Genomic DNA, 25,487 nt, shown 5'->3' with positions numbered 1-25,487 from the left:
GCTCTTTGCCTGATTGGCTTGCAGCGCTCAACCCTCAACGATGCGAAGGTGAGCAAATGGCAGACGCCGCCCCGGAGTTTTCTGTGAAAATCGCTGAATCTGAGGATGAACTGCGCGCCGCGCAGGCCCTGCGCTATGACGTGTTCGTGCGTGAACTGGGCGGTGGCGGCGAGATGGTCGATCACGAGGTTGGGCTGGAGCGGGACAGGTTCGACCCCTTGTTCGACCACATGCTGGTGACGGATGAGGCCACGGGCACGGTGGCCGGGGTTTACAGGCTGCTGCGTGATGACCAGGCGGCACAGGCGGGACAGTTCTATTCAGAGGATGAATACGACCTGAGTGCGCTGAAGGCCTCAGGCCGCCGGCTGCTGGAATTGGGCCGGTCCTGCCTTCACCCCGATTACCGTGGCGGCATGGCCATGTTTCACCTTTGGTCCGGACTGGCGGACTATGTAGAAAAGCACGGGATTGAGCTGCTGTTCGGCGTCGCAAGCTTCCATGGCACCAACCCCAAGGCGCTGGCCAATCCGCTTGCCATGCTGCACCACAACCATCTGGCGCCGCCAGATCTGCGTGTGCGGTCAAAGAAATTTCAAACCATGGACTTGGTGGGCGTTGATGATCTGGACCGAAAGCGCGCCATGGTCGAAATACCGTCTCTGATCAAGGCATATCTGCGCCTCGGCGGTTTTGTCGGCGAAGGCGCCTATGTCGATCATGCCTTCAACACCACCGATGTTTGCCTGATCCTGGACACGTCGCGGATGAATGAGCGTCAGCGCAGGATCTACACGGGAGGCCGGGAATGAACATCAGCTGGCACAGCGAAGATCCCCCGGACCCGATACGGATCCCCTTTGCTGGCTGGTTGCTAGTGCTTTTGCGCGGTCTTCCGCTGGCGCTGCTGGTGTTCGGCGGGCTGGCCATTCTGCTGATGGTTCGGCTTGCCGAGCGGCCCCTTTTTGGCGTTCGGCGCCCGGTAACACCGTTCATCACCCAGTTTGTCTGCCGCAATGCGTTCCGCCTTCTCGGGATCAATTACAGAACCCGGGGCGGCCTGATGCGCCGGAACGGAGCAGTGGTTGCCAATCATTCCTCCTGGCTGGATATTTTCGCACTCAATGCACGTAAGCGGATCTATTTCGTCTCCAAGGCGGAAGTCGCCACATGGCCGGGGATTGGCTGGCTCGCGCAGGCAACCGGCACCGTTTTCATCGAACGCAATCCGAAAAAGGCAAGGGAGCAGGCGGAACTGTTCGAACAGCGCCTGCTGGCGGGGCACAAGCTGTTGTTTTTTCCCGAAGGCACTTCGACAGACGGATTGCGGGTTTTGCCATTTAAAACAACACTCTTTGCCGCCTTTTTCACAAAGGAACTGCGCGAACAGCTGCATGTGCAACCGGTTTCCGTGCGGTTTCTGCCGCCCAAAGGAGAGCCAGACCGGTTTTACGGCTGGTGGGGCGACATGGACTTCGGGCCTCATCTGCTCAAGATCCTTGCAGCTCCGCGGCAGGGGGCGGTGGAACTGATCTACCATCCGCCTCTGAAGGTCTCGGACTTTCCGGACCGCAAATCCTTGGCCGCCAAGGCGGCGGAAATGGTTCGTTTCGGCCATGAAACCGGCCGCCCGGCGGGTAATTGACGGTTTGCGCTGCTTTTCCGCCCCGCAGCCCTTGTCAGCTGACAATTTCTGATCTATAGGCGCGCCTACGAACCCGCAGGTGGGGTTTGGCCTGATCAGGGGAGACATCCCTGACGGACCCCCGGTTGGAGCATCCGCTCTGAACCCCCGCCGAGGATTGAAACCGGAAAGGATATATTAGCATGGCTCTTCCTGAGTTCTCCATGCGTCAGCTGCTGGAAGCTGGCGTTCACTTCGGCCACCAGACTCAGCGCTGGAACCCGCGCATGTCGCCCTTCATCTATGGCGCGCGCAACGGCATCCACATCATGGACCTGACCCAGACTGTTCCGATGCTGGACCAGGCGCTGCAGGTTGTCCGTGACACCGTCGCCAAGGGCGGCCGCATCCTGTTTGTCGGCACCAAGCGCCAGGCAGCTGGCCCGATCGCCGAAGCTGCTGAGAAATCTGCTCAGTACTACATGAACCACCGTTGGCTGGGCGGCACTCTGACCAACTGGAAAACCGTTTCCCAGTCGATTAACCGCCTGAAGGAAATCGACGAGAAGATGTCCGGCGGCGCCGAAGGCCTGACCAAAAAAGAGCGTCTGGGCATGGAACGCGACCAGGAGAAGCTGCAGGCCTCCCTGGGCGGCATCCGTGAAATGGGCGGCGTGCCGGACCTGCTGTTCGTCATCGACGTGAAAAAAGAAGCGCTGGCCATCGCCGAAGCCAAGAAACTGGGTATCCCGGTTGTGGCTGTTGTCGACACCAACTGCTCCCCCGATGGCGTTGACTTCATCATCCCGGGCAACGACGACGCATCGCGCGCCATCTCGCTGTACTGCGATCTGGTTGCCCGCGCGGCTCTGGACGGTATGTCCGCTCAGCTGGGCGCAGCAGGCGTTGACCTGGGCGCGCTGGAAGAAGCACCGGCAGAAGAAGCTGTTGCTGAAGAAGCAGCTGCTGAGGCCTAATCCGTCCTGTCACGGAACTGACATGCGGGGCAGGGTATCACCTGCCCCAAATCTGTTTTTGAATTGAGGAGAGCCAAGAGATGGCAATCACTGCAGCAATGGTGAAAGAACTGCGCGAATCCACCGGCGCAGGCATGATGGACGCAAAAAAAGCACTGGTTGAAAACAACGGCGACATGGAAGCCGCGGTTGACTGGCTGCGCACCAAAGGTCTGGCGAAAGCCGCCAAAAAATCCGGCCGTACCGCCGCAGAAGGCCTGGTGGCCGTTGTCGTCGAAGGCGGCAAGGGCGTTGCTGTTGAGGTGAACTCCGAGACTGACTTCGTTGCCAAAAACGGTGATTTTCAGGACATGGTCGGCAAAATCGCAGCCGCAGCTCTGGCTGTTGGCGACATTGAGGCCCTGGCCGCTGCAGACCTGGGCGGCAAATCCGTTGCCGACACCCTGACCGACAAGATCGCCACCATCGGCGAGAACATGTCGCTGCGCCGCATGGCGACCCTGGAAGGCGAAACAGTCGTTTCCTACGTCCACAACGCAGCAACCGCCGGCATGGGCAAGATCGGCGTTCTGGTCGCAATGACCGGCGGCGACGAAGCCATCGGCAAGCAGGTTGCAATGCACATCGCGGCCGTGAACCCGGCGGCGCTGTCCGAAGCTGATCTGGATGCCTCCATCGTTGAGAAGGAAAAGCAGGTTCAGATCGACATCGCCCGCGAATCCGGCAAGCCGGAGCAGGTGATCGAGAAGATGATCGAAGGCCGCATGAAGAAATTCGTGGCTGAAGCAACCCTGCTGAACCAGCAGTTCGTTGTGAACCCCGACCTGACCGTGGAAGCTGCGGCGAAAGAAGCCGGCGCGACCATCACTGGCTTTGTCCGTGTGGAAGTCGGCGAAGGCATTGAAGTCGAGAAGGAAGACTTCGCAGCCGAAGTGGCAAAGGCTGCACAGGGCTGATCCGCTCCAAGGTCAAGAAGCATGCAAACCGGCAGGAGAAATCCTGCCGGTTTTTTCGTGCGCCGATGACTGGAAAGGGGCAGGGAGGAGAGGGGCTCGAGCACCCTTGCTAAACCGGCAATTTGCTGCGCAGAGGAGGTGCGAGGGGCCCCGCTGATGGGGATGGGCAGGACCCCTCAAATATCGGGGCAGAACACGGATCTATACGTGCCTGCCCCCGATCAGGTAGGAGAGCCCTGTAATCGCAAGGTTCAATACCCAAAGTTCCTAGGCCAAAGCCACCACTCACGGAACATGAGGAATTTGCAATGAATTATCCTTTAGCGGTAGTACAGAATACCATACTTTTTGACGCTAATTGACGTCTTTTGATCCTCTGAAACAGGGCTCTCCCATCTTTTAATGCCGGATGGCGTCAAAATATAAACTATATCAATGGGATAGTTCACGCGGCGCAGTTGGGCCAGGCGTCCTTCAGATGCGGAGTTCAGGCGTCCAGTACATACATCTGGTTGTATAAAGCAGCTTTCAGGACCGCCTGTGCAGTCGTTTCAACCGACAAAGATTCCCGTGCCAGGCGAAGGTGCTTTTCAATTGTTGCCGGTGTCAGCCCCATCAGAAGTGCGATATCCTGGGTTGTTTTGCCGTCTCCAACCCATTGCAGAACTTCCCGCTGCCGCTTGGTCAAGCTCCGGTGCGGGGCCTCGTAGGGGAGGGTGAGGATCTTCAAATGCGCGACGTTGTTCATCAAGGCGATGTCTCCGCCTTCATCCTGCCATAGGGCATCAACTTGATCCTGTGAAAGGCCAGACCGGGCGGCGAGGGAGATCGCACCCTTGTAGCGCGGAGATGAGGAGCAAAAGCTGATTGTATAGCCCGCTTTCATATCCAGAGCTTGGTTGAACTCATGAACTTTCAGGGCTTCGGGTCCCAGAGTGCCTTCTTCGGCCATCTCCTGCACGATCCTCCAGCTTCCGGGACCTTCATTCTCCAGTGCCCAGCGAAGCATAGGCGCGTGAAAGTAGAGCCCCTTACGCAGAAACCCGTCCAAATATTCATTATTGTGGTTGGAAAGAATGACAAAGTCATCCGGATCCCCCAGTGATGTCTCTGTCTTGTAGCGCGTGTGCCCGTAGATCAGCCTGTCGAAACCATATTCCGACATCTGCTGGACGTGGCCATGCCACAACTCCTCAAGGCTCTGCGCGGCGCAGACAAAATTCAAATATTTGCGGACCCTCATGCGGCACCGGCATCCTTCAAATGCGCCGCCAGGGCATCCAAAGCCAGCAAATAGCCTTGTGCTCCAAATCCGCAGATTTGACCCAGGGCGGCCTTGGAAATGTAGGAGGAGTGACGGAATGCCTCGCGTGCATAGATGTTCGAAAGATGCACTTCAACCGCCGGAATTTCAACGGAAATCAGCGCATCCATTAAAGCAATCGAAGTATGTGTATAGGCACCGGCATTCAGGATGATCCCCTGATGGCGGCCCTTGGCATCATGGATCGTATCAATAAGCGCGCCTTCGTGGTTCGATTGCAGGCACTCAACTTTCAACCCCAGCTTTGCAGCATGGTTCGCACAGGCATCCTCGACCATTTCCAGAGTAACAAAACCGTAGACCTCCGGTTGGCGGGTGCCAAGCAGGTTCAGGTTGGGTCCGTTTAATACCAGAATACTCGCCATTTGCATGTCCTTGCCGTCTTTCCCTTTGAACTTCTAAGACAAATTTATTTCGAATGCGAACATACAAACATATTCAGGTGAAAAAAAATTAGCGCAACGTGCTGGGGTTGAGACGGCTGGAAGGCAGCGAAGCGGTTGCCCGTGATCCGGGGCAATATTCTTCTGCTCAGCCAAACAGCGCGAAATCCGCTCGACCTGCCTGGCCGTGCAACGCATTATCCGCAAACAGCCGGTGGTAAATGACCGGGCATCCAGGGGAGGAACCAATGAACTCAGGGCGGTTGGGGAGGATTAGATCCTGGCAGCAACGCTATGCCGATCAAAGGAAATACCCCGGGAGCTCCCTGCTGATACGCCGCGGAGGCGAGGAAAAATACTTCCATGCCGCTGGTTTGAGGAACATTGAAGAAAACCTGCCGTACACCCGCGATACTCTGGTGCGGCTCTACTCAATGACCAAACCGGTGACGTCCGTGGCTGTCATGCTGCTGCTGGAACGCGGTGAATTTCATCTGGATGCGCCTGTCAGTGATTTCCTCCCTGAATTCAGCAAGATGCGTGCATTGGTACCGGCTGCGTCTGCAATCGATCAGTCGGAGCCCTGTCCGGTACCGACACTGCATCAGCTGCTGACCCATACGAGCGGGCTGAGTTATCCGTTCAATCCCGGGGTTTTACCCGAAGCGATGGCGAGAGAAGATATCCTGTTCAAACCGGATCACGGACCGCTGGCCGCCATGGTGGCGCGATTGGCAGAGCTGCCGCTTGCGTTCAAGCCGGGAAGCCGTTGGGAGTATTCAGTGGCAACAGATGTACTGGGCCGGGTTGTGGAGGTTGTGTCCGGGAAAACTCTGGGCGACTTTCTGAGAACAGAAATCTTTGAGCCCCTGGGTATGGCGGAAACCGGGTTTCAAGTCCCGGACGGGGCAGGGAACCGCTTTGCGTCACTCTACACACCGCTGGCCGGTGATGCGATGGAGCTCAATTCAGCAGAAGCAGGCAGTGACAGCCTGCGCCTGACCGATTGTTACGGAACCTCACCGTTTGAGCGGGCCAGCTTGCAGTCCGGCGGTGGCGGGCTGGTTGGCCCCATTGACGACTATATGGCATTCGCTGAGATGCTGCGGCAACGAGGGCGTTGCTCCGACGGCTTCATCATCAGTCCGCATATTGTTGATTTCATGATGGAAAATCACCTCGCAGGCGACATCGCATCGATGGGCCCCAGCAGTTTTGCAGAGCAGCCGATGGAGGGCATAGGCTTTGGGCTTGGCGGCGCTGTGGTGCTGAATCCCGCTCGCGCGCGCTGTCCAGGTTCCGTCGGTGATTTCAGCTGGGGCGGCATTGCCTCGACCTTTTTCTGGGTAGACAGGAAATTGGATCTGTCGGTGGTGTTCCTGACCCAGCTCGCGCCGTCCAGTTCTTACCCTTCGCGACCAGAACTTAAAGCTCTGGTGCATGGTGCCATCTCAGATTAACCTCCATCTCTTTCGCCCCTGAAAAACTTGCGGGCGGATGGTGAACGAAAGACATCCCAATGACTGATACCGCCAAAGCTCTGCTTGATCTCCTGGATCTTGAAACACTTGATAGCAATCTCTTTCGCGGGTCCGGCTCTGGCGGTGAAACCCCAACGCGGATTTACGGAGGACAAGTCATCGCGCAGGCTCTTGCTGCGGCTTATGCTAGTGTTTCAAACAGGTTATGCCATTCTCTTCATGCCTATTTCATCCGGCCGGGCGATCCGTCCCGGCCTGTGATCTACGAGGTGGATCCAGCCCGTGACGGCCGTAGTTTCACCACGCGGCGGGTTGTCGCGATGCAGAACGGCAAGCAAATCCTTAACCTGGCAGCATCCTTCCACGCCCAAGAGGAAGGATGGGATCACCAGCACAAAATGCCGGCGGTTCCTGAGCCGGGCAGTCTGGAGCCGCGCCACGAAATTCTAAAGCGGAATGCCAGCCGCTTTGCGCCCGGAAAACAGGCTGAGTTGCTGCGGCCACGGCCATTTGAAATTCGCGAGGTGGAGCCGCGCGACCCGATGGCGCCGGAAAAGGCCAGTGATTCCAATCAGATGTGGGTCAGAATGGAAGCCGCCCGTGATGCAGGTCCGGAACTGCAACACATACTGCTGGCATATGTGTCCGATTTCGGGTTGCTCGGATCCTCAATGCGTCCGCATGGCCTGACGTTTCATAATCCCGAAGCAATGACGGCCAGTCTGGACCATGCGATGTGGTTCCACGCGCCGGTCGAGTTACAGAACTGGCACCTGTATTCGATGGATGCGCCATTCACCGGTAACGCCCGCGGCTTCAATCGCGGATCGATCTACACAGAAAGCGGCGAATTGGTCGCCAGCGTAGCCCAGGAAGGCTTGTTAAGGCCATTAAGACGCTGATTTTGTGAGAAATTTCTTGGTATGGGCACTTTGACTGGGTGTTTATTTACCATAATTCTGATTATAGGAAATTGATTGAGGCCTTTGCACAGACATACTGCATAAAGAAAATGGCTCCCTCTGATCCAGAGGAAGCCAGTTGTCACCGGTCAGGCTCCTTCATTGACTGCCCGAAAGTTTTTTCTTACCTGGGCCATCCCGGTGTTCAGAACGGGCGCACCCGTTCCTGATGTCGTCACAAGCAGCCCTCAGCCTGCCTGCGGTTCTTAGATGCGGCGCCGTCGGGGGTAAGACCGGCGCCGCAAGCGAAGGTCCTCAGCTGCAGCCGGAGGTTCCCCCGCAGGTGTTGCATTTCATGCAGGTGCCGTTGCGCACCAGCGTGTAGTTGCCGCATTCGCCACAGGCTTCGCCCTCATAACCTTGCATTTTTGCCTTGGTGCGCGCGTCCATGCCGCCGGTGGTTTGCACCGGTGCTTCAGTGGTCTCCGGCACCAGCGATTGCAGCGCGGCAACCGGATCAGTTCCGGTGCCAAGCACACCTGCCTCCGGCTGGCCGCCTTGCAGTACCACCAGTTCTTGCGGCAAACGCTTGCGCAGATAGCCGGTCGAGGAAATCTGCTTCAGCACTTCCAGAGACCGCGTTGCAGCGCTTTCGCTAAGCTCTGTCAGGTTCGAAACACCTTCTTCCTCACCGCGGCCAAGGTCGTCGAAGGTCGCGCCTTCCGGCTTCACATGTGCCAGATCGGTACGGTCGAGATAGGACACCGCTAGCTCACGGAACACATAGTCGAGGATCGATGTCGCGTTCTTGATCGAGTCGTTGCCCTGAACCATGCCCGCGGGTTCAAATTTGGTGAAGGTGAAGGCGTCTACGAACTCCTCCAGCGGCACGCCGTACTGCAGGCCAACCGACACCGCGATGGCGAAGTTGTTCATCATTGCCCGGAAGCCTGCGCCTTCCTTGTGCATGTCGATGAAGATCTCGCCGAGGTTTCCGTCCTCATACTCGCCCGTGCGCAGATACACCTTGTGGCCGCCGACAACCGCCTTCTGGGTATAGCCCTTGCGCCGCTGCGGCATTTTGGTGCGGTGCGACTTCAGCACCTCCTTGATGACCACTTTCTCGACGATTTTTTCGGCCAGAACCGCGGCTTTTTCCTGGGTCGAGCCGCTTTCCAGAACTTCCGCCGCATCGTCATCATCTTCAACCAGCGCTGCCGCCAGCGGCTGGCTCAGCTTGGAGCCGTCGCGGTAGAGCGCGTTCGCCTTGATGCCCAGGCTCCAGCTCAGCTCATAGGCCTTCTGGCAATCCTCGATGGTGGCCGAATTCGGCATGTTGATGGTCTTGGAGATCGCGCCGGAGATGAAGCTTTGGGCTGCGGCCATCATATAGATATGGCTGTCAACGCTCAGGAAACGCTTGCCTTTTTTGCCGCACGGGTTGGCGCAGTCAAAGATCGCGTAATGCTCTTCCTGCAGATGCGGCGCGCCTTCCAGGGTCATGGTGCCGCAGACGTGGTCATTGGCCGCCTCGATGTCCGCCTTGGTAAAGCCCAGGTGGCGCAGCAGGTCAAAGGTTGGATCGTTCAGCTTGGTCGCCGGGATGCCCAGAACGCCAGTGCAGAAATCCTCACCCAGGGTCCACTGGTTGAACACGAAACGGATATCAAAGGCAGATTCAAGTGCCGCATCCACTTTGGCCAGCTCATTGGGGCCAAAGCCGTGGCCTGCCAGCGAGGTGTGGTTGATGCCGGGCGCGTTGCCGATAGAGCCATGGCCCACCGCGTAGGACACGATTTCTTCGATCTGGGAGGAGCTGTAGCCCAGCCCTTCCAGCGCCGATGGCACGGAGCGGTTGATGATCTTGAAGTAGCCGCCGCCCGCCAGCTTCTTGAACTTCACCAGGGCAAAGTCAGGCTCGATGCCGGTGGTGTCGCAGTCCATCACCAGGCCAATGGTGCCGGTTGGCGCAATTACCGTGGTCTGGGCGTTGCGGTAGCCGTGCTTTTCGCCCAGCTCCAGCGCTTCGTCCCAGGCGCTGGCGGCCAAATCGGTCAGCAATGCGTCGGGGCAATTGGCGATGTCCAGCGGCACCGGCTTGACCGACAGCGCCTCATAGCCTTCAGCGTTGCCCCTTGCAGCGTTGCGGTGGTTGCGGATCACCCGCAGCATTTGATCGGCGTTTTTCGCATAGCCCGGGAAGGCGCCCAGTTCAGATGCGATCTCGGCGGAGGTCGCATAGGCAACACCGGTCATCAGTGCGGTCAGCGCACCGCAAAGCGCCCTGCCCTCATCCGAGTCATAGCTGTAGCCCATGTTCATAAGGAGGCCGCCGATATTGGCATAGCCCAGGCCCAGGGTGCGGAAGTCATAGGAGCGCTGCGCGATTTCCTTGGAGGGGAACTGCGCCATCATCACCGAGATTTCCAGCGTCAGCGTCCACAGGCGGCAGCAATGCATGTAGTCATCTGCCTGGAACTGGCCGTCTTTCAAGAAACTCAGCAGGTTCAGCGATGCGAGATTGCAGGCGGTGTCGTCCAGGAACATGTATTCCGAACAAGGGTTTGAACCGCGAATCTCACCGTCTTCCGGGCAGGTGTGCCACTCGTTCACGGTGTCGTGGAACTGGATGCCCGGATCGGCGCAGGCCCAGGCCGCGTGGCCGACCTTTTCCCACAGATCGCGGGCCTTGATCACCTTGGCGACCTTTCCGTCAGTGCGGTTGAACAGTTCCCAGTCGGCATTTTTATCGACCGCGTGCAGGAAGGCGTTTGTGACCCGGATCGAGTTGTTGGAGTTTTGACCGGAGACTGAGCTGTAGGCCTCGGAGTCCCAATCGGTGTCATAGGTCGGGAACTCGATTGAGGTGTGCCCCTGTTTGGCGTAATCCAGAACCCGCTTGATGTAGGTTTCCGGGATCGCGACCTTCTTGGCTTCGCGGACCGCCTTTTTCAGCCCGTCGTTGACCGCCGGGTCATAGGCATCGGCCTCTGCGCCGTCCCAGCTGCGAATTGCCTCAAAGATTCCATTCAGCATCTTCTCGTGCATCTTGGAGCCTGCGACGATCGACGCGACCTTCTGTTCCTCAAGCACCTTCCATTCGATGAACTGCTCGATATCCGGGTGATCGGCGTCGACGATCACCATCTTTGCTGCCCGGCGGGTTGTGCCGCCTGATTTGATGGCGCCCGCCGCGCGGTCGCCGATTTTGAGGAAACCCATCAGGCCGGAGGATTTGCCGCCGCCCGACAGTGGCTCGCCCTCGGCGCGCAGATGGGAGAAGTTGGTGCCGGTGCCGGAGCCGTATTTGAACAGCCGCGCCTCACGCACCCAAAGGTCCATGATGCCGCCATCCTTGACCAGGTCGTCAGAGACCGACTGGATGAAACAGGCGTGCGGCTGGGGATGCTCATAGGCGCTGTCCGATTTGGTCAGCTTGCCGGTCTTGTAGTCGACATAGTGATGGCCCTGCGCCGGGCCGTCGATGCCATAGGCCCAGTGCAGGCCGGTGTTGAACCACTGGGGCGAGTTCGGGGCCGAGCGCTGGGTCGCCAGCATATAGCGCATCTCGTCGTAGTATGCGCGTGCATCTGCCTCAGAGGAGAAATAGCCGCCCTTCCAGCCCCAATAGGCCCAAGCGCCCGCCAAACGGTCGAATACCTGCTTGGAGGAGGTTTCACCGCCGAATTCAGCGCCCTTGTCGGGGACGGAGCGCCACAGGAACTCCGGCACATCCTTCTCGCGGACCTTCTTCAGGCGGCTCGGCACGCCAGCCTTGCGGAAATACTTCTGCGCGATGACATCGCTGGCCACTTGGCTCCAGGACGCGGGAACTTCGATTTTGTCGAGCCGGAAAACAATGGTTCCGTCCGGGTTGCGGATTTCCGAGGTGGCAGAGACAAAGGCCAGATCGGCGTAAGCATCCTGCCCGGGTTTGGTAAATTTCCGTTCGATCTTCATGCTCTGCCCCTTCTCAAGCACACATCGGTCAGTGTCACGGTGCCCCCGCACCAGCCAGCCCGGCCGCGCAACACGCAGATACCCAGCGCACGCCGGATACGGCGTACTTGCGGCCCTCGCCGGCCTTTCTTCACAGGACTGTCTGCTGTTTTTCAGCGTTGTTGCTGCGGCCCCTTAACCCACCAGATTTAGTGCCGTCGCAACCGGTGTCCACAATTTGGCGTATTCATACACAAAGGGTCAACGTAAAATTTACCCCTTGGCAACGATCTTTGCTGTTGACGGTATTCGCGGTTTCAAGGGTATGGCCGGGGCCGTTGATTCATCCACAGGCGGCCACAACAGGCAGGGCTTCTTTGAGGTCCGCGCGGAACCCGGAATTCTTACGCCGAGCAAGTGACTTGCCGCTTCTAAGAGGTGCCGGGACCGCAGTGCCTCTCCTTAATGATTCACAGCTGTCGGCCGGCCGGTGTATGCCGGAAGGTTCAACCAGCTTTATGGTGGCCTCGCGGTGGTATCATGGAACTTCCGGACCGGCGCCTGTCGTTTCGTTAACCATCTGATGCGAGACAGCGGCAGTTGGTTAAGGGAGTGTTAACAAGGCGTTAAGGAAGTATTAACACCCATGGTTGTTAGCAGGCGTTCAAGATCTCCAAAGCCGCGAAACGAATCCCTATACGGCTATTGCCGACAAAGATTCGCTGCTCATTTTATGAAGAGAAGTGGTCGGGGCGGCGAGATTCGAACTCACGACCCCCTGTACCCAAAACAGGTGCGCTACCAGACTGCGCCACGCCCCGGACCGTGCGCCTTCCTATCTTCAGAGAAGTGATTTGAAAACCCCTAACAGGGCCAAACTGCGCCTCTGGCGGAAAAAATTTCGTGCCGCAACTGAGTGCCCGGCGCGATGCCGTACCGGCGGGCCAGCCCACCGTTAATTTCGAGCACAGCAAACACTTCATCACCGCCTGGGATCGGTGTCAGATCGCCAGGTTTGGCGTTCTCATGCACAGTGGTCACGAGCCCGGTTTTATCCAGGAAAATGATGTCCAGCGGGATTAGGGTGTTTTTCATCCAGAACGCCGCAGGCTGGGGCCGGTCATAGACGAACAGCATCCCTGCCCCACGCGGCATTGACTCACGGAACATCAGCCCTTGGGCGCGCTCCTGCTCGTCGTCAGCAATTTCAACGGAAAACCCGGTCTGGCCCCAACTGCCGCGCAGATCGACCCGCCCGGATTGGCATTCTCCGGCAAATCCCTGGGCTGCCATCAGAGAAAAAGCGGCGGCGGCGATACTCCAGTTGCGAAGACGCCGCTGCATCAGCTTACTCCTGGAACCCTGCCGCCAGAGCGGCTTCCCAGGCCAGGACTTCGACCGCCATGCGGCCGCGCTTGCCATCGATCACCCGCATCGCCAGCGCTTCGCCGGGCTGCAGATCCGCAAGGCCGGATTGACGCAGCACTTCGACATGCAGGAACACATCTTCACCGCGGCCGAACACATTGGCAAAGCCGAAGCCCTTGCCTTTGTCGAACCATTTGACGCGCGCAGGCTCAAGCGGCTCGTTCTGAAGGCTCCCCATGTCCAGCTCGGCAAAATCGCTCAGCACCGGTGTGTCTTCGCGCTCAGGCGGCTGGATCGAGATCACTTCTACGGCCTGAACACCGCGGCCGGTCTGATGCGTCACGATCTCAATACGGGCGCCATCTGCAACCGAGCTTTGACCGAAATTTCGCAGCACATTCACATGCAGCAGAATGTCCGGTCCGCCGGTGTCGGAAACGACAAAGCCATAACCTTTCGCCGGGTCGAACCACTTCACCAGCCCCTGAACTTGCTGCAAGCTGCTGAGATCTTCTGCCACTGGATATTCCCTACCGCGTTTCTTTTTTTTGATGGTGTTCTGATGCGCCAAACTGACCTTGGAATTCAAGCTAAAAAGTCTTGAAAATGTCAGGAAAGACTTCTTGACCCAAGGTAAACTGACGATTCTTGTCAGGGATTGAGGCGGTGGATCGTCCACGCTACAGATGCGTCATCGCGGCGCCAGCGGTACCGGTCGTGCAACCGGAAGGCGCCATCGGCCCAAAACTCGATCTCGACCGGGACCAGCCGGTAACCGCCCCAGAACGGCGGTCGCTCCGGGTTCGGGCCTTTCGTCGCGGTCACTTTCGCGACCTCGGCCATCAGCGTGCCGCGGCTGTCCAGCGGCTGCGATTGCTTGGACGCCCAGGCGCCCAGGCGGCTTTTGAGCGAGCGGGACTTATAATATTCATCCGCCTGCGGCCCCTCCTCACGGGTGATCGTGCCGCGCACGCGGATCTGGCGGCGCAGCGATTTCCAGTGCATCACAAAGGCGGCCTTGCCCGCATGATCCAATTCCTGCGCCTTTGCACTGCCGTAGTTGGTATAAAAGACAAAGGCGCTGTCCTCGATTTCCTTGAGCAGAACCATGCGGCTGTTGGGCAGCCCGGTCTCGTCCACCGTGGCCAGCGCAATGGCGTTTGCATCATTGGGTTCGCTCTGCTCTGCTTCTGCGAGCCAGGACCTGGCGATGGCAAAGGGATCGTCGCCTTCAAAAATACCTGTACGGTCGGACATGGGCACCTCAAACGGGAATTTGATTGCAACCTAAGGAGCTTCCTTTCGGCCTACAAGGGCGTGAACCCTTGAAGCGCCCCGCGCGGCATTATAAACACCGCTAAATTATCAGATCACAGGCGGAGAACCTGCATGTCTAGTCAACTGATGGCCGGTAAGCGCGGCCTCATCATGGGCCTGGCCAACGACAAATCCATTGCGTGGGGCATTGCCAAGGCCTGCGCCGACGCCGGCGCCGAGCTTGCCTTTTCCTATCAAGGCGATGCGCTGAAGAAGCGGGTCGACCCGCTGGCCGAACAACTGGGCAGCAATATCGTCCTGCCTTGCGATGTGTCGGACGAAGCATCCATCGATGCACTGTTCGCCGAACTGGAAGCAAAATGGGGTAAGCTGGATTTCGTAGTCCACGCCATCGGCTTCTCCGACAAGAATGAGCTTCGCGGCCGTTACGTCGACACCAGCCGCAGCAATTTCCAGATGACCATGGACATCTCGGTGTTCTCGTTCACCGCCGTTGCCAACCGTGCCGAGAAGATGATGAAGGACGGCGGTTCGCTGCTGACCCTCACCTATTACGGTGCCGAACAGGTGATGCCGCATTATAATGTGATGGGTGTTGCCAAGGCCGCGCTGGAGGCGTCGGTCAAATACCTGGCTGAGGACCTGGGCAAGGACGGCATCCGCGTCAACGCGATCTCTGCCGGCCCGATCAAGACGCTGGCCGCGTCGGGCATCGGCGATTTCCGCTACATCATGAAGTGGAACGAGTACAACTCGCCGCTGCGCCGCAACGTGACCATCGACGATGTCGGCAACTCCGCTCTGTACCTGCTGTCCGACCTCAGCTCCGGTGTCACCGGCGAGAACCTGCATGTGGATGCGGGTTATCACGTTGTGGGCATGAAGGCCGTGGATGCGCCGGATATCTCCAAGTAATTGAAAACAAGGGCGGCCGGGCAGCGGTCCGGACGCCTGCAAGCTGACGCGACACCGCGGGGAGCACATAACATGACAGATCGTCTGCCGCACGAAAAAGGCTTTCACATCAGCTGGGACCAGATCCACCGCGACAGCCGCGCGCTGGCCTGGCGGCTGGACGGGCAAGGCCCCGACGATGGCGCCTGGCGCGCCGTTGTGGCGATCACCCGCGGCGGCATGGCGCCAGCCATGATCGTCAGCCGCGAGCTGGACATCCGTACCGTGGACACCATTTCCGTGCGTTCCTACCACCACCAGGCCCAGGGCGAGGCCGAGGTTCTGAAAGCGCCGGATGCGGGCCTGATGGGCGACGGTGAGGGCGTGCTGATCATTGACGATCTGGTCGACAGCGGCAAAACCCTGGAGCTGGTGCGCCAGATGTACCCCAAGGCGCATTTCGCCACCGTCTATGCCAAGCCCAAGGGCCGCCCGATGGTGGACACTTTCATCACAGAGGTCAGCCAGGACACCTGGATCTTCTTCCCTTGGGATATGGCGCTCCAGTATGTGGAGCCCTACCGCGGCAAGGATTGATCCGCACCGTGATTGAATTTCAAAGGCGCGCATCACTGCGCGCCTTTTTCTTTGGCCGTTCCAGCACCGCCGTTCCCGCTTGAGCCGTCCGGGCCGCCGTGCCAGACATACGCAGGCGCGCAAACCGGCGCGCCGGAAGTTTCTGACGCAGCCCGGAGCCGCCCATGCCCCAGCCCCGCACCCAAGCCACCTTTGTGTCGCCCATCGTCGAATCGCGCCGCTGGCTGGCCGGGGCGGAGTTCCCTCCGGACCGTCCGCTGTTGAATGTGAGCCAGGCCGCCCCGGCAGAAGCTCCGCCGGAAGGGTTGCGCCAGGCGCTGGCGGATGCTGCGCTCAATGACGTCTCTGCGCATCTCTATGGCCCCGTGCTCGGCAACGACCCGCTTCGCCGCGCGCTGGCACAGCAGATGTGCCGTCACTATCAGGCAGAGGTCTTGCCGGAACAGGTTGGGATCACCTCGGGCTGCAATCAGGCCTTTGCCGCCGCGATAGCAGCGCTTTGCGGTGAAGGCGATGAAGTAATCATCCCGGTCCCTTGGTACTTCAATCACAAAATGTGGCTGGACATGGCAGGGGTAACCGCCGTGCCGCTTCGAACGGGCGAAGGTATGCTGCCGGATCTGGCCGCAGCAGAAGCGCTGATTTCGGACCGCACCCGCGCCATCGTGCTGGTCACGCCCAACAATCCCTGCGGTGTGGAGTACCCCAGCGGCCTGGTTCAGGCTTTCTTCAGCCTCGCCCGCAGCCGCGGGCTGGCGCTGATCGTTGACGAGACCTACCGAGACTCTGACAGCCGCGGCGGCGCACCTCACGGGCTGTTTCAGATGCCGGACTGGGATACCACCCTGATCCATCTCTATTCCTTCTCTAAGGCCTACCGTCTGACAGGCCATAGGGTCGGTGCAATTGCCGCCTCGACGGACCGCCTGTTTGAGATGGAGAAATTCCTCGACACGGTCACCATCTGCCCCTCCCAGCTGGGGCAGGCCGGCGCGCTGTGGGGCATTGAAAACCTGCATCATTGGCTGGCAGGCGAACGCCAGGAAATCCTCGACCGCCGCCTGGCGATTGAGGAAGGCTTCCCGGTGCTGGCTGCAAAAGGCTGGAAACTGCTCGGCTGCGGCGCTTATTTCGCCTATGTCGAGCACCCGTTTGAACAGCCGTCGGAGCAGATCGCGCGCCAGCTGGTAAAGGACGCTTCAATCCTGATGCTGCCGGGCTCCATGTTCATGCCCGCGGGCGACCCGGACGGCGCCCGGCAGTTCCGTATAGCTTTCGCCAATGTGGACCGCGCGGGCATTCACACGCTGTTTGAACGCCTGGCGGCCTTTAATCCCTGATCATCCAGCAGTTTGCGCTGCATTCATCTTGCCCCTCTGCGGGCAGCCGCGTATTCAGTCAGCGGCATTTCCCGCTGCAGGGTCGTCCCTTGCACGGCAGAACAATAAAGAGGGCATCATGGCCGCAGGCATGAAACATCTATCCAAAACCTTCGTCTGGATCCTGATGGGGATGCTGATCGTTGGCCTTGCCGGCTTTGGCGCCGTGAACTTCTCCAGTTCCTCTTCCTCCGTTGCCCAGGTCGGTGATGAGGATGTCAGCATCGGTACCTATGTGCGCGAACTTCAGCGCGAGCAGCGTGCCCTGCAGGCGCAAACCGGCCAGGCCATGTCTATGGCACAGCTAACGGCCTTCGGCCTCGATCGGGTCGTGCTGGGCCGCCTGATTTCACTTGCCGCACTGGATCATGAGACCAAGATTCTCGGTCTTTCGCTCGGCGATGAGAACCTGATCGAAGAACTGGCCGCAATCGACGCCTTTCAGGGCGTGAATGGCCAGTTCGACCGTGAGGCCTACAGTTTTGCTCTGCGCAATGCCGGTCTGACAGAGAAGGAATTCGAGGAGGACCTGCGCCGCGAAGCCGCCCGCACCATTGTGCAACGCGCAGTATTGTCCGGTGCGAAGATGCCTGAAACCCTGACAGAAACCCTGACCAGCTACATCGGCGCCCGCCGCAGCTTTTCCTACGTGCAGCTGATGGCTTCCGACATCGCGCTGGTCACCCTGACGCCCTCTGATGCTGATCTGCAGGCTTTTTATGAGGCCAACCAGGACCGGTTTATGCTGCCGGAAACCAAGGTCATCACCTACGCTGCCCTGCGCCCGTCCATGCTGCTGGACGAAATTGAGGTGGACGAAGCCCAGCTGCAGCGCCTGTTCGAGGAGCGCTCCGACCAATACCAGGTTCCGGAACGCCGCCTGGTCGAACGCCTTGTGTTCGCTGATGACGAATCCGCTGCCAGCGCCAAGGCGCAGCTGGAAACCGGAGGTGCTACCTTTGAAAGCCTCGTCGAAACCCGCGGCCTGACACTGCAGGACATCGACATGGGCGACGTGACCATGGGCGATCTCGGCGCGGCCGGCACCGATGTCTTTGCCGCTGAAGTCGGCACCGTGGCAGGCCCCCTGCCCTCCAATCTTGGCCCGGCGCTCTACCGCGTGAACGGCCGGCTGGCGGCTCAGATCACCACTTTTGAAGACGCCAAACCTGAGCTGATCGAAGAACTGGCCTCCGACCGCGCCCGCCGTCTGGTGGAAACGCAGGCCGAGGACATCGACGACATGCTGGCTGGCGGTGCCACTCTGGAGGAGCTGGCAACCGACAGCGGGCTGGAGCTGGCCCAAATCAATTGGACCGAGGACAGCAGCGAGGATATCGCCGCCTACGAGGGTTTCCGCGCCGCCGCCGCTGCTGTCACTGCCGAGGACTTCCCTGAAGTCGGTTTCCTTGAGGATGGCAGCCTGTTTGCCATTCGTCTGGATGAGGTTTTGCCGGAACGCCCGGAACCCTTTGCGGATGCCAGGGATAAGGTTCTGACCGCCCGGGATGCTGGCCTTCGGGCCGGTACCCTGCGGAAACAGGGCGAGGAACTGCTGGCCCAGGCAAAGGCCTCGGGCAGCTTTGCTGAAGGCGCTGAGGTGAAAACAGAAACCGGCCTGACCCGCACAGCCTATATCGACACCGTGCCGGCCACCTTGGTCGCGGATGTGTTCGGAATGGAAACCGGCGGTTTCCGTCTGGTGCAGGACGCGGAATCCGCTGTGGTTGTGCGTCTTGACGCCATCCTGCCGCCCGAGGCCAGCGACGACATGACCCTGCTCACACAGGCGCTGCAGGCGCAATTGGACCAGACGCTGGCGCAGGAGCTGTTCCAGGCTTTTGCGCAGGACGTGCAAACCCGCGCGGAACCCCGTGTAGACCAGCAGGCGCTGAACGCAGCGCAGGCGAACTTCCAGTAATCAAGGCACCAGACTCATGGCCCTGACCCCCGATTTCGACAGCTTCTCCAAGGCTTATGAGGCCGGCGAGAACCAGGTCGTTTATACGCGCCTTGCCGCTGATCTCGACACCCCGGTTTCGCTGATGCTCAAGCTGACGGGTGCCCAGAAGGACGCCTTTATGCTCGAGTCCGTCACCGGCGGTGAAGTGCGCGGGCGCTACTCGATCATCGGCATGAAGCCGGATCTGGTCTGGCGCTGCCACGGGGCGCAGTCAGCCCTGAACCGCTCAGCGCGGTTTGATGCGGATGATTTCACACCGCAGGATGGCAATCCGATGGACAACCTGCGGGCGCTGATTGCTGAGAGCAAAATCGACCTGCCCGACGACCTGCCCCAGGCCGCGGCCGGCCTGTTCGGCTACCTGGGTTATGACATGATCCGTCTGGTCGAGCACCTGCCGGACGTGAACCCCGATCCCCTCGGCTTGCCCGACGCGTTGATGCTGCGCCCTTCGGTCATTGCGGTGCTGGACGGGGTCAAGGGCGAGGTGACCGTGGTGTCCCCCGTCTGGTCCAGTGACGGCCAGACGGCCAAGGCCGCTTATGCCCAGGCCGCCGAACGGGTGATGGATGCCGTGCGCGATCTGGAACGGGCGATGCCCGCCGAAAGCCGCGATCTGGGCGACGCGCACGAGGCTGCACCGCCGGTGTCGAATTTCACCAAGGACGGCTATATGGCCGCGGTGGAGAGGGCCAAGGAGTACATCCGTGCCGGTGACATTTTCCAGGTGGTGCCAGCTCAGCGCTGGACCCAGGAATTCCGCCAGCCGCCTTTCGCGCTCTACCGCTCGCTCAGGCGCACCAACCCGTCGCCCTTCATGTTCTATTTCAACTTCGGCGGCTTCCAGGTGGTGGGCGCTTCGCCTGAAATCCTGGTCCGCGTCTTCGGGCAGGAGGTCACCATCCGCCCCATCGCAGGCACCCGCCCGCGCGGCGCCACGCCGGAAGAGGACAAAGCGCTGGAGGCCGATTTGCTGGCCGACAAGAAGGAGCTGGCGGAGCACCTGATGCTGTTGGATCTGGGCCGCAACGACACTGGCAGGGTTGCCAGGATCGGCACCGTGCGCCCGACTGAAAAGTTCATCATCGAACGCTATAGCCACGTCATGCACATCGTATCCAACGTCGTGGGTGAGCTGGCAGAGGACAAGGATGCGCTGGACGCATTCTTTGCGGGCATGCCCGCAGGCACCGTTTCCGGCGCGCCCAAGGTGCGCGCAATGGAAATCATCGACGAGCTGGAGCCGGAAAAACGCGGTATCTACGGCGGCGGCGTCGGCTATTTCTCGGCCGGCGGCGACATGGACATGTGCATCGCGCTGCGCACCGCTATCGTCAAGGATCAGAACCTCTATATCCAGGCCGGCGGCGGCGTTGTCTATGACAGCGATCCGGAGGCCGAATACATGGAGACCGTCCACAAATCCAACGCCATCCGCCGCGCTGCCGCGGACGCCGCGCGTTTCACTGGCAACGGCAACAACTGACGCGGAGCCGCAAGGCTCTGAGTTTCATCTTTCCTGAAAAACTCCCGCCGGAGGCAACGGCGCGCTTCAGGCGCGCCGTTTGACTTTGCAGGGGATCACTTGGCCGGCAGCTTGGCTTCCAGGCTGGCCGAAACCGGCGCCAGCGCCACCCGTTCCGCCCGGTCCTGAAGCCCCCACAGCAGCAGTGCAGAAATCGTATCGGGCCGCAGCCGGCCCAGCATGATCACTGCACCCTCCTGCCCGGCCCGGAACGCCGCCTGGTCCAGGAACCGCCGGATCGCCCGCGGATTCTGCCCTGCACCATCGAAGTCGCGGAACACCACACCAGCCGGCACGCCGTCGCGCAATGCCAGTTTCTGCACGGTATTAAGGCCGCTGTCCTGGGTCACCAGGCCGTAACCGGCTGAGGCCGCCACCGCTGCCACCTGGTCTGCCAGCGGACGGTTTCCTTGCACGCCGGTATCAACCCCCTCAAGGATCGCCACTGCCTCCGGCAGCTTGCCGCGCCAGACCTCAAAGGAGGTTTCCGCGTCTTGCGGCGTGGCCTCACGCGGCAGGTCCGCAAGCATAAGGACCTCGAAGCCTGCCTTCCGGCGGGCAGCCATTTTCACTGCGACCTCCGGATCCTCCGGGTCGATCGCAAAGCTCAAGGGATAAGGAAATTCCGCGAGGGCCTCCGCACCGACGGCGCCAGCATCATCAATCAGCACGATAGACATCAGCGGCCGGTCTTCGGGGTTAAAAAACGGTTCCGCAAAGGCCGTGAAAGGGTTGTCCACTGGCTCGCTGCCGGCAGCGGCAGAGCTGGTTTCCTGTTTGTCCCGTTCGGTCAGCGGCACAACCGGTGTTCCTATGCTTGGCGTCAAGGGGGCAGGCTCTGCAGTTTCCGGCGCCGCGGCGGTTTCAGCGGAATCCGCACTTCCGCCAGCGACACTGCCGCTTTCGGCGGCCGGAACACCGGATGCTGCACCAATCACCGGCAATGTGACCTCAGCTGGCGCACTGCCGATGTCCGGAACCTGAACAGTGCTGGAAACAGGCGCCTCCACTGTCGTGGGAGCGTTCTGCTGAGCCGTCACCTCAGCGACGTCACTTTCCACGGCTCCGGTGCGTTCATCCGGCGCTGCAGCGGGTTCAGTTGCGGCCACGACGACACTCTCGCTGCCGGGCGCCGTGGGCGCGGAAGGCAACGCCGCCTGCGGCTGATGCTCGCCGGACGTCCCTGCCGGGGCCGGAGCCTCCGCAGGTGCAAGATTGCCTGCACCTTGCACCGCAGTGAAAAGGCCGATCGCGGGCTGGTCTGCTGGGGCTGTATCGGCGCCAGCCAAGGCGCTCAGGTCATCTCCGGCTGGATCTGTGCCGGGCGCTTCGGGGTGAACCTCGGCCAAGTCGGCGTCGCGCTGGCCGTTGCTGGGAACGGCTGCGGCTTCCCCGCCGCCATTAGCCATCTGCGGCACCTCGCCGGGATCATGCGCAACCGGCTGCGGAGCATCAGATGTTTGTGTCTCCGCCGTTTCAGGCCCTGCGCCCGCAGCTTGCCCGGCAGGTTCCGGCGCTGGCTCGTGTTTGACTGCCGTCTGCGGCAATGGCACCGAAAGTGACAGCATCGCCAGTCCGCCCGCCGCCAGCAAAGCCCCGGCACTCACGCCGCCCAGAAATCCACGCATGCCCGTTTCGCCTCTCAATCTTTCCCAAGTGCTGCGCCATTTCAGCCTGCCAGCCGTCACCGGTACCGGTAACCCTCTGCCATTCGCCGTTCCTGCCCTTGACGCTGCCCCGTATCCCTGAACAAGTATGTTGCAACCACTATACTGCGGCGCGCACCCCGCCCGCCACCCTTAAAAGAGCCCGCAAGATGCTGCTGCTGATCGATAACTACGATTCCTTCACCTACAACCTTGTCCACTACCTGGGCGAGCTTGGCGCTGAAATGGAAGTGCATCGCAACGATGCCATCAACGTGCAGGAAGCCATGGCGATGAAGCCTTCCGGCATTCTGCTGTCGCCCGGCCCGTGCGACCCGGATCAGGCCGGCATCTGCCTCGCCCTGACTGAGGCTGCGGCAGAGACCAAGACGCCGCTTCTGGGCGTCTGCCTCGGCCATCAGACCATCGGCCAGGCCTTCGGCGGCAAGGTCGTGCGCTGCCACGAGATCGTTCACGGCAAAATGGGCATGATGCATCACAAGGATACCGGCGTTTTCAAAGGCTTGCCGACGCCTTTTGAGGCAACCCGCTATCACTCTCTGGTGGTGGAGCGCGAAAGCCTGCCTGATTGCCTGGAAATCACGGCTGAGCTGGAAGACGGCACCATCATGGGGCTGCAGCACAAGGAGCTGCCGATCCACGGCGTCCAGTTCCACCCGGAATCAATTGCCTCCGAACACGGCCACGCGCTGTTGAAGAACTTCCTCGACGTGATGCAGGTGCCGGCATGAGCGATCAGCTGAAGCCACTGATCGGCGCCGCTGCAGAACGCTCGCTGAGCCGCGAAGAGGCTGAAAAAGCCTTCACCCTGCTGTTTGAGGGCGAGGCCACGCCAAGCCAGATTGGCGGCCTGCTGATGGCCATGCGCACCCGCGGTGAAAGCGTTGACGAATACGCCGCCGCGGCTGCGGTGATGCGCGCCAAATGCAATCCGGTGAAGGCGCCCGCCGGAGCCATGGATATCGTTGGCACCGGCGGCGACGGCAAAAATACCCTCAATATCTCCACCGCCACTGCCTTTGTCGCCGCCGGCGCCGGCGTTGTGGTCGCCAAGCACGGAAACCGCAATCTCAGCTCCAAATCCGGCACCGCCGACATGCAGTCCCAAATGGGAATCAACGTTATGGTCGGGCCGGAAGTGGTTGAAAAGGCAATAAATGAAGCCGGGATCGGTTTCATGATGGCGCCGATGCACCACCCGGCGGTGGCGCATGTGATGCCCACCCGGGCTGAGCTCGGCACCCGGACCATCTTCAACATTCTAGGCCCCCTGACCAACCCTGCCGGCGTCAAGCGCCAGCTGACCGGCGCCTTCAGCCGCGCGATGATCCGTCCGATGGCGGAAACGCTCAAAACCCTCGGCTCAGAGCGCGCGTGGCTGGTGCACGGCTCCGATGGCACCGATGAACTGACCATTACCGGTGTCAGCTGGGTCTCGGCTCTGGAGGAGGACGGCACAATCCGCGATGTCGAGCTGCACCCTGAGGATGCAGGCCTGCCGGTGCACGACTTTGACAAGATCATCGGCGGCACGCCCGAGGAAAACGCCATGGCCTTCCGGGTGCTTTTGCAAGGCACGCCCTCGGCCTACCGTGACGCAGTTTTGCTGAACGCCGCCGCTGCGCTGGTTGTGGCAGGCAAGGCCGCGGACCTCAAGGAGGGCGTGGCACGCGCCGCCGAGTCGATCGACAGCGGTGCCGCCAAGGCAAAGGTCGAAGCACTGGCCCGTATCACCTCAGCCGCATGACCGATCTTCCCGCAGGGCTGGGCGCCTGGTCCAGCCTGCCTTTTTTCAGTTCTGTTTGGCCTGGGATATCCTCTTCGATTGAAGCGGATGGCCGGGAAATCCTGCCGCCTGTGCATCAGCGGTTCGCGGCGCTGGAACTGACACAGCCGGAAGATACAAGGGTTGTGATCCTCGGCCAGGATCCGTACCCGACGCCCGGCCACGCCCACGGGCTGGCCTTCTCCGCGGAACCGCATGTGCGCCCCTTTCCCCGGTCCTTGTCCAACATTTACAAGGAGCTGCAGGAAGATCTTGGCATCACCCGCCCGAATGCGGATCTGCGGGGCTGGGCACGTCAGGGCGTGCTTTTGCTGAATACCGCCCTGTCGGTTCCCGCAGGTGAGGCAAACGGCCACAAGCATCTGGGCTGGCATCAACTGGTGCACCAGGTGCTGGATCTGACGTCCAGAACCCCAACCGCCTACATTCTCTGGGGAAATGCGGCGCAAAAGCTTGAAAAACATATCGAACCGGGCGATCACCTGATCCTGAAAACCGCCCATCCTTCGCCCTTGTCGGCGCGGCGCGGTTTCTTCGGGTCCCGGCCCTTTTCGAAAGTGAACAATTGGCTCGCCGACCGTGGTGAAACTGCCATAGACTGGAACGCAGGAACGGAGGCACCGGAATGACCAAAAACGTGCTCGACAAGATCAAGGCCTACAAGCTCGAGGAAGTGGCCGCAGACAAAGCCGCCAAACCGATTGAGGCGGTTGAGGCCGAGGCACGCGAGGCCTCGCCGGTGCGCGGCTTTGCCGACAGTCTGATGCAGGCAAACCGAACAGGCTATGGCCTGATTGCCGAGATAAAGAAAGCGAGCCCTTCCAAGGGCCTGATCCGCCCCGATTTCGAACCGGCGGAACTGGCCAAGGCCTATGAGGACGGCGGCGCCACCTGCCTGTCGGTGCTGACCGACACCCCCAGCTTCCAGGGCGCCAAGGAATTCCTCACCCAGGCCCGCGATGCTTGCGCGCTGCCCGCACTGCGCAAGGACTTCATGTATGACACCTACCAGGTGGCCGAGGCCCGCGCGCTGGGGGCCGACTGCATCCTGATCATCCTCGCTTCCGTTTCTGACGCTCAGGCGCAGGAGCTGGAGGAAAGTGCCTTTGAGTGGGGCATGGATGTGCTGCTGGAAGTGCACGACGCCGAAGAGCTGGAACGCGCCTGCAATCTGAAATCGCCGCTGATGGGCATCAACAACCGCAACCTCAAGACCTTCGAGACCACGCTGGACACCACCCGGACCCTGTCCCGCATGGTGCCCGCGGACCGCACCATCGTCTGCGAAAGCGGGCTGTTCACGCCCGAGGATCTCAGCGATATGGCGCGCTACGGCGCCCGCACCTTCCTCATCGGCGAAAGCCTGATGCGGCAGGACGACGTGGCCGGCGCAACACGCGCGTTGCTCGCCAACCCGCTGACACCGGGCATGATGTAAGGATAC

Annotated in this window: 22 protein-coding genes and 1 tRNA gene; 15 read left to right on the top strand and 8 right to left on the bottom strand. The window is 60.4% G+C overall.

The genetic code is table 11. From position 1 onward, the window contains the following. Positions 1-56: 56 nt before the first annotated feature. From N6L27_RS01155 to tsf, 4 genes are all read left to right on the top strand, one after another. The gene (locus tag N6L27_RS01155; RefSeq protein WP_271905236.1) at positions 57-812 is read left to right on the top strand and encodes a GNAT family N-acetyltransferase; all 756 of its coding nucleotides are present in this window, start codon (positions 57-59) and stop codon (positions 810-812) included. Then, positions 809-1,645, top strand: a complete 837-nt coding sequence (locus N6L27_RS01150; RefSeq protein ID WP_271905234.1) for a lysophospholipid acyltransferase family protein — start codon at positions 809-811, stop codon at positions 1,643-1,645. The genes N6L27_RS01155 and N6L27_RS01150 overlap by 4 nt, the downstream gene beginning before the upstream one ends. Positions 1,646-1,827: 182 nt before the next feature. Further along, positions 1,828-2,601, top strand: a complete 774-nt coding sequence (gene rpsB / locus N6L27_RS01145; RefSeq protein WP_039182953.1) for a 30S ribosomal protein S2 — start codon at positions 1,828-1,830, stop codon at positions 2,599-2,601. 80 nt (positions 2,602-2,681) lie between these two features. Beyond that, the gene (gene tsf / locus N6L27_RS01140) at positions 2,682-3,557 is read left to right on the top strand and encodes a translation elongation factor Ts (RefSeq protein WP_271905232.1); all 876 of its coding nucleotides are present in this window, start codon (positions 2,682-2,684) and stop codon (positions 3,555-3,557) included. A gap of 487 nt (positions 3,558-4,044) precedes the next feature. On the opposite strand, the gene N6L27_RS01135 is transcribed toward tsf, so the two are convergent. Both N6L27_RS01135 and aroQ read right to left on the bottom strand, forming a co-directional pair. Then, positions 4,045-4,800 carry a LuxR family transcriptional regulator gene (locus tag N6L27_RS01135; protein WP_271905230.1) on the bottom strand — a complete coding sequence of 252 codons (756 nt, stop codon included), beginning with the start codon at positions 4,798-4,800 and terminating at the stop codon, positions 4,045-4,047. Further along, positions 4,797-5,246 (bottom strand): type II 3-dehydroquinate dehydratase, encoded by a 450-nt coding sequence (gene aroQ / locus N6L27_RS01130; RefSeq protein ID WP_271905229.1) that lies wholly within the window; start codon positions 5,244-5,246, stop codon positions 4,797-4,799. The genes N6L27_RS01135 and aroQ overlap by 4 nt, the downstream gene beginning before the upstream one ends. A gap of 266 nt (positions 5,247-5,512) precedes the next feature. On the opposite strand from aroQ, the gene N6L27_RS01125 reads away from it, so the two are divergent. Further along, complete coding sequence (locus tag N6L27_RS01125) at positions 5,513-6,724, top strand: serine hydrolase domain-containing protein (RefSeq protein ID WP_271905228.1); 1,212 nt, start codon at positions 5,513-5,515, stop codon at positions 6,722-6,724. 59 nt (positions 6,725-6,783) lie between these two features. Continuing rightward, complete coding sequence (locus tag N6L27_RS01120; protein WP_271905227.1) at positions 6,784-7,647, top strand: acyl-CoA thioesterase; 864 nt, start codon at positions 6,784-6,786, stop codon at positions 7,645-7,647. 315 nt (positions 7,648-7,962) lie between these two features. Here N6L27_RS01120 and N6L27_RS01115 read toward each other — a convergent pair whose 3' ends face one another. From N6L27_RS01115 to pdxH, 5 genes are all read right to left on the bottom strand, one after another. Continuing rightward, positions 7,963-11,607: a vitamin B12-dependent ribonucleotide reductase gene (locus tag N6L27_RS01115; RefSeq protein WP_271905226.1), complete on the bottom strand. Its 3,645-nt coding sequence runs from the start codon at positions 11,605-11,607 to the stop codon at positions 7,963-7,965. Between the two features lie 723 nt (positions 11,608-12,330). Further along, a tRNA-Pro gene (locus tag N6L27_RS01110) sits at positions 12,331-12,407 on the bottom strand. Positions 12,408-12,450: 43 nt separating this feature from the next. Then, entirely contained in the window at positions 12,451-12,879 is a 429-nt protein-coding gene (locus N6L27_RS01105; protein ID WP_271906229.1) for a DUF192 domain-containing protein, read from the bottom strand. Positions 12,880-12,934: 55 nt separating this feature from the next. Beyond that, the gene (locus N6L27_RS01100) at positions 12,935-13,474 is read right to left on the bottom strand and encodes a cold-shock protein (protein WP_271905225.1); all 540 of its coding nucleotides are present in this window, start codon (positions 13,472-13,474) and stop codon (positions 12,935-12,937) included. A gap of 131 nt (positions 13,475-13,605) precedes the next feature. Continuing rightward, positions 13,606-14,211: a pyridoxamine 5'-phosphate oxidase gene (pdxH, locus tag N6L27_RS01095; RefSeq protein WP_271905224.1), complete on the bottom strand. Its 606-nt coding sequence runs from the start codon at positions 14,209-14,211 to the stop codon at positions 13,606-13,608. Positions 14,212-14,343: 132 nt separating this feature from the next. Here pdxH and fabI point away from each other — a divergent pair, with 132 nt between their 5' ends. The 5 genes from fabI (at position 14,344) to trpE (ending at position 20,551) form a co-directional block, all read left to right on the top strand. After that, a complete protein-coding gene (fabI, locus tag N6L27_RS01090; RefSeq protein WP_222475817.1) occupies positions 14,344-15,147 on the top strand; it encodes an enoyl-ACP reductase FabI in 804 nt (267 codons plus the stop codon). 72 nt (positions 15,148-15,219) lie between these two features. Then, entirely contained in the window at positions 15,220-15,723 is a 504-nt protein-coding gene (gene gpt / locus N6L27_RS01085; RefSeq protein WP_260018375.1) for a xanthine phosphoribosyltransferase, read from the top strand. 164 nt (positions 15,724-15,887) lie between these two features. Then, complete coding sequence (locus N6L27_RS01080) at positions 15,888-17,063, top strand: aminotransferase (protein WP_271905221.1); 1,176 nt, start codon at positions 15,888-15,890, stop codon at positions 17,061-17,063. Positions 17,064-17,181: 118 nt separating this feature from the next. Further along, on the top strand, positions 17,182-19,023 hold the full coding sequence (locus N6L27_RS01075; RefSeq protein ID WP_271905220.1) for a peptidyl-prolyl cis-trans isomerase: 1,842 nt from the start codon (positions 17,182-17,184) through the stop codon (positions 19,021-19,023). A 16-nt stretch (positions 19,024-19,039) separates the two neighbouring features. Then, positions 19,040-20,551: an anthranilate synthase component I gene (gene trpE / locus N6L27_RS01070; RefSeq protein WP_271905219.1), complete on the top strand. Its 1,512-nt coding sequence runs from the start codon at positions 19,040-19,042 to the stop codon at positions 20,549-20,551. Between the two features lie 95 nt (positions 20,552-20,646). Here the strand turns inward: trpE and N6L27_RS01065 are convergent, their stop codons facing one another. Further along, entirely contained in the window at positions 20,647-22,218 is a 1,572-nt protein-coding gene (locus tag N6L27_RS01065) for a divergent polysaccharide deacetylase family protein (RefSeq protein WP_271905218.1), read from the bottom strand. Between the two features lie 188 nt (positions 22,219-22,406). Between N6L27_RS01065 and N6L27_RS01060 the strand changes: the two genes are divergently transcribed. From N6L27_RS01060 to trpC, 4 genes are read left to right on the top strand one after another with little or no spacing between them, the layout of a single operon-like run. Further along, positions 22,407-22,988 carry an anthranilate synthase component II gene (locus N6L27_RS01060; RefSeq protein WP_271905217.1) on the top strand — a complete coding sequence of 194 codons (582 nt, stop codon included), beginning with the start codon at positions 22,407-22,409 and terminating at the stop codon, positions 22,986-22,988. Further along, the gene (gene trpD / locus N6L27_RS01055; RefSeq protein ID WP_271905215.1) at positions 22,985-24,004 is read left to right on the top strand and encodes an anthranilate phosphoribosyltransferase; all 1,020 of its coding nucleotides are present in this window, start codon (positions 22,985-22,987) and stop codon (positions 24,002-24,004) included. Before N6L27_RS01060 ends, trpD begins: the two co-directional genes overlap by 4 nt. Beyond that, complete coding sequence (locus tag N6L27_RS01050; RefSeq protein ID WP_271905214.1) at positions 24,001-24,672, top strand: uracil-DNA glycosylase; 672 nt, start codon at positions 24,001-24,003, stop codon at positions 24,670-24,672. Before trpD ends, N6L27_RS01050 begins: the two co-directional genes overlap by 4 nt. Further along, entirely contained in the window at positions 24,669-25,481 is an 813-nt protein-coding gene (gene trpC, locus N6L27_RS01045; RefSeq protein WP_271905212.1) for an indole-3-glycerol phosphate synthase TrpC, read from the top strand. The genes N6L27_RS01050 and trpC overlap by 4 nt, the downstream gene beginning before the upstream one ends. Positions 25,482-25,487: the final 6 nt, after the last annotated feature.

The organism is Leisingera sp. SS27 (assembly GCF_028368855.1).
Taxonomy (GTDB): Bacteria; Pseudomonadota; Alphaproteobacteria; order Rhodobacterales; family Rhodobacteraceae; genus Leisingera.
The sequence above is the reverse complement of the archived record's forward strand: the minus strand, read 5'-3'. Positions and strand labels throughout refer to the sequence as shown.

Excerpts from the sequence above, each read along its gene's own strand:
- N6L27_RS01155 (WP_271905236.1), top strand. The coding sequence starts at position 57 with ATGGCAGACGCCGCCCCGGAGTTTTCTGTGAAAATCGCTGAATCTGAG.
- N6L27_RS01150 (WP_271905234.1), top strand. The coding sequence starts at position 809 with ATGAACATCAGCTGGCACAGCGAAGATCCCCCGGACCCGATACGGATC.
- rpsB (WP_039182953.1), top strand. The coding sequence starts at position 1,828 with ATGGCTCTTCCTGAGTTCTCCATGCGTCAGCTGCTGGAAGCTGGCGTT.
- tsf (WP_271905232.1), top strand. The coding sequence starts at position 2,682 with ATGGCAATCACTGCAGCAATGGTGAAAGAACTGCGCGAATCCACCGGC.
- N6L27_RS01135 (WP_271905230.1), bottom strand. The coding sequence starts at position 4,800 with ATGAGGGTCCGCAAATATTTGAATTTTGTCTGCGCCGCGCAGAGCCTT.
- aroQ (WP_271905229.1), bottom strand. The coding sequence starts at position 5,246 with ATGGCGAGTATTCTGGTATTAAACGGACCCAACCTGAACCTGCTTGGC.
- N6L27_RS01125 (WP_271905228.1), top strand. The coding sequence starts at position 5,513 with ATGAACTCAGGGCGGTTGGGGAGGATTAGATCCTGGCAGCAACGCTAT.
- N6L27_RS01120 (WP_271905227.1), top strand. The coding sequence starts at position 6,784 with ATGACTGATACCGCCAAAGCTCTGCTTGATCTCCTGGATCTTGAAACA.
- N6L27_RS01115 (WP_271905226.1), bottom strand. The coding sequence starts at position 11,607 with ATGAAGATCGAACGGAAATTTACCAAACCCGGGCAGGATGCTTACGCC.
- N6L27_RS01105 (WP_271906229.1), bottom strand. The coding sequence starts at position 12,879 with ATGGCAGCCCAGGGATTTGCCGGAGAATGCCAATCCGGGCGGGTCGAT.
- pdxH (WP_271905224.1), bottom strand. The coding sequence starts at position 14,211 with ATGTCCGACCGTACAGGTATTTTTGAAGGCGACGATCCCTTTGCCATC.
- fabI (WP_222475817.1), top strand. The coding sequence starts at position 14,344 with ATGTCTAGTCAACTGATGGCCGGTAAGCGCGGCCTCATCATGGGCCTG.
- gpt (WP_260018375.1), top strand. The coding sequence starts at position 15,220 with ATGACAGATCGTCTGCCGCACGAAAAAGGCTTTCACATCAGCTGGGAC.
- N6L27_RS01080 (WP_271905221.1), top strand. The coding sequence starts at position 15,888 with ATGCCCCAGCCCCGCACCCAAGCCACCTTTGTGTCGCCCATCGTCGAA.
- N6L27_RS01075 (WP_271905220.1), top strand. The coding sequence starts at position 17,182 with ATGGCCGCAGGCATGAAACATCTATCCAAAACCTTCGTCTGGATCCTG.
- trpE (WP_271905219.1), top strand. The coding sequence starts at position 19,040 with ATGGCCCTGACCCCCGATTTCGACAGCTTCTCCAAGGCTTATGAGGCC.
- N6L27_RS01065 (WP_271905218.1), bottom strand. The coding sequence starts at position 22,218 with ATGCGTGGATTTCTGGGCGGCGTGAGTGCCGGGGCTTTGCTGGCGGCG.
- N6L27_RS01060 (WP_271905217.1), top strand. The coding sequence starts at position 22,407 with ATGCTGCTGCTGATCGATAACTACGATTCCTTCACCTACAACCTTGTC.
- trpD (WP_271905215.1), top strand. The coding sequence starts at position 22,985 with ATGAGCGATCAGCTGAAGCCACTGATCGGCGCCGCTGCAGAACGCTCG.
- N6L27_RS01050 (WP_271905214.1), top strand. The coding sequence starts at position 24,001 with ATGACCGATCTTCCCGCAGGGCTGGGCGCCTGGTCCAGCCTGCCTTTT.
- trpC (WP_271905212.1), top strand. The coding sequence starts at position 24,669 with ATGACCAAAAACGTGCTCGACAAGATCAAGGCCTACAAGCTCGAGGAA.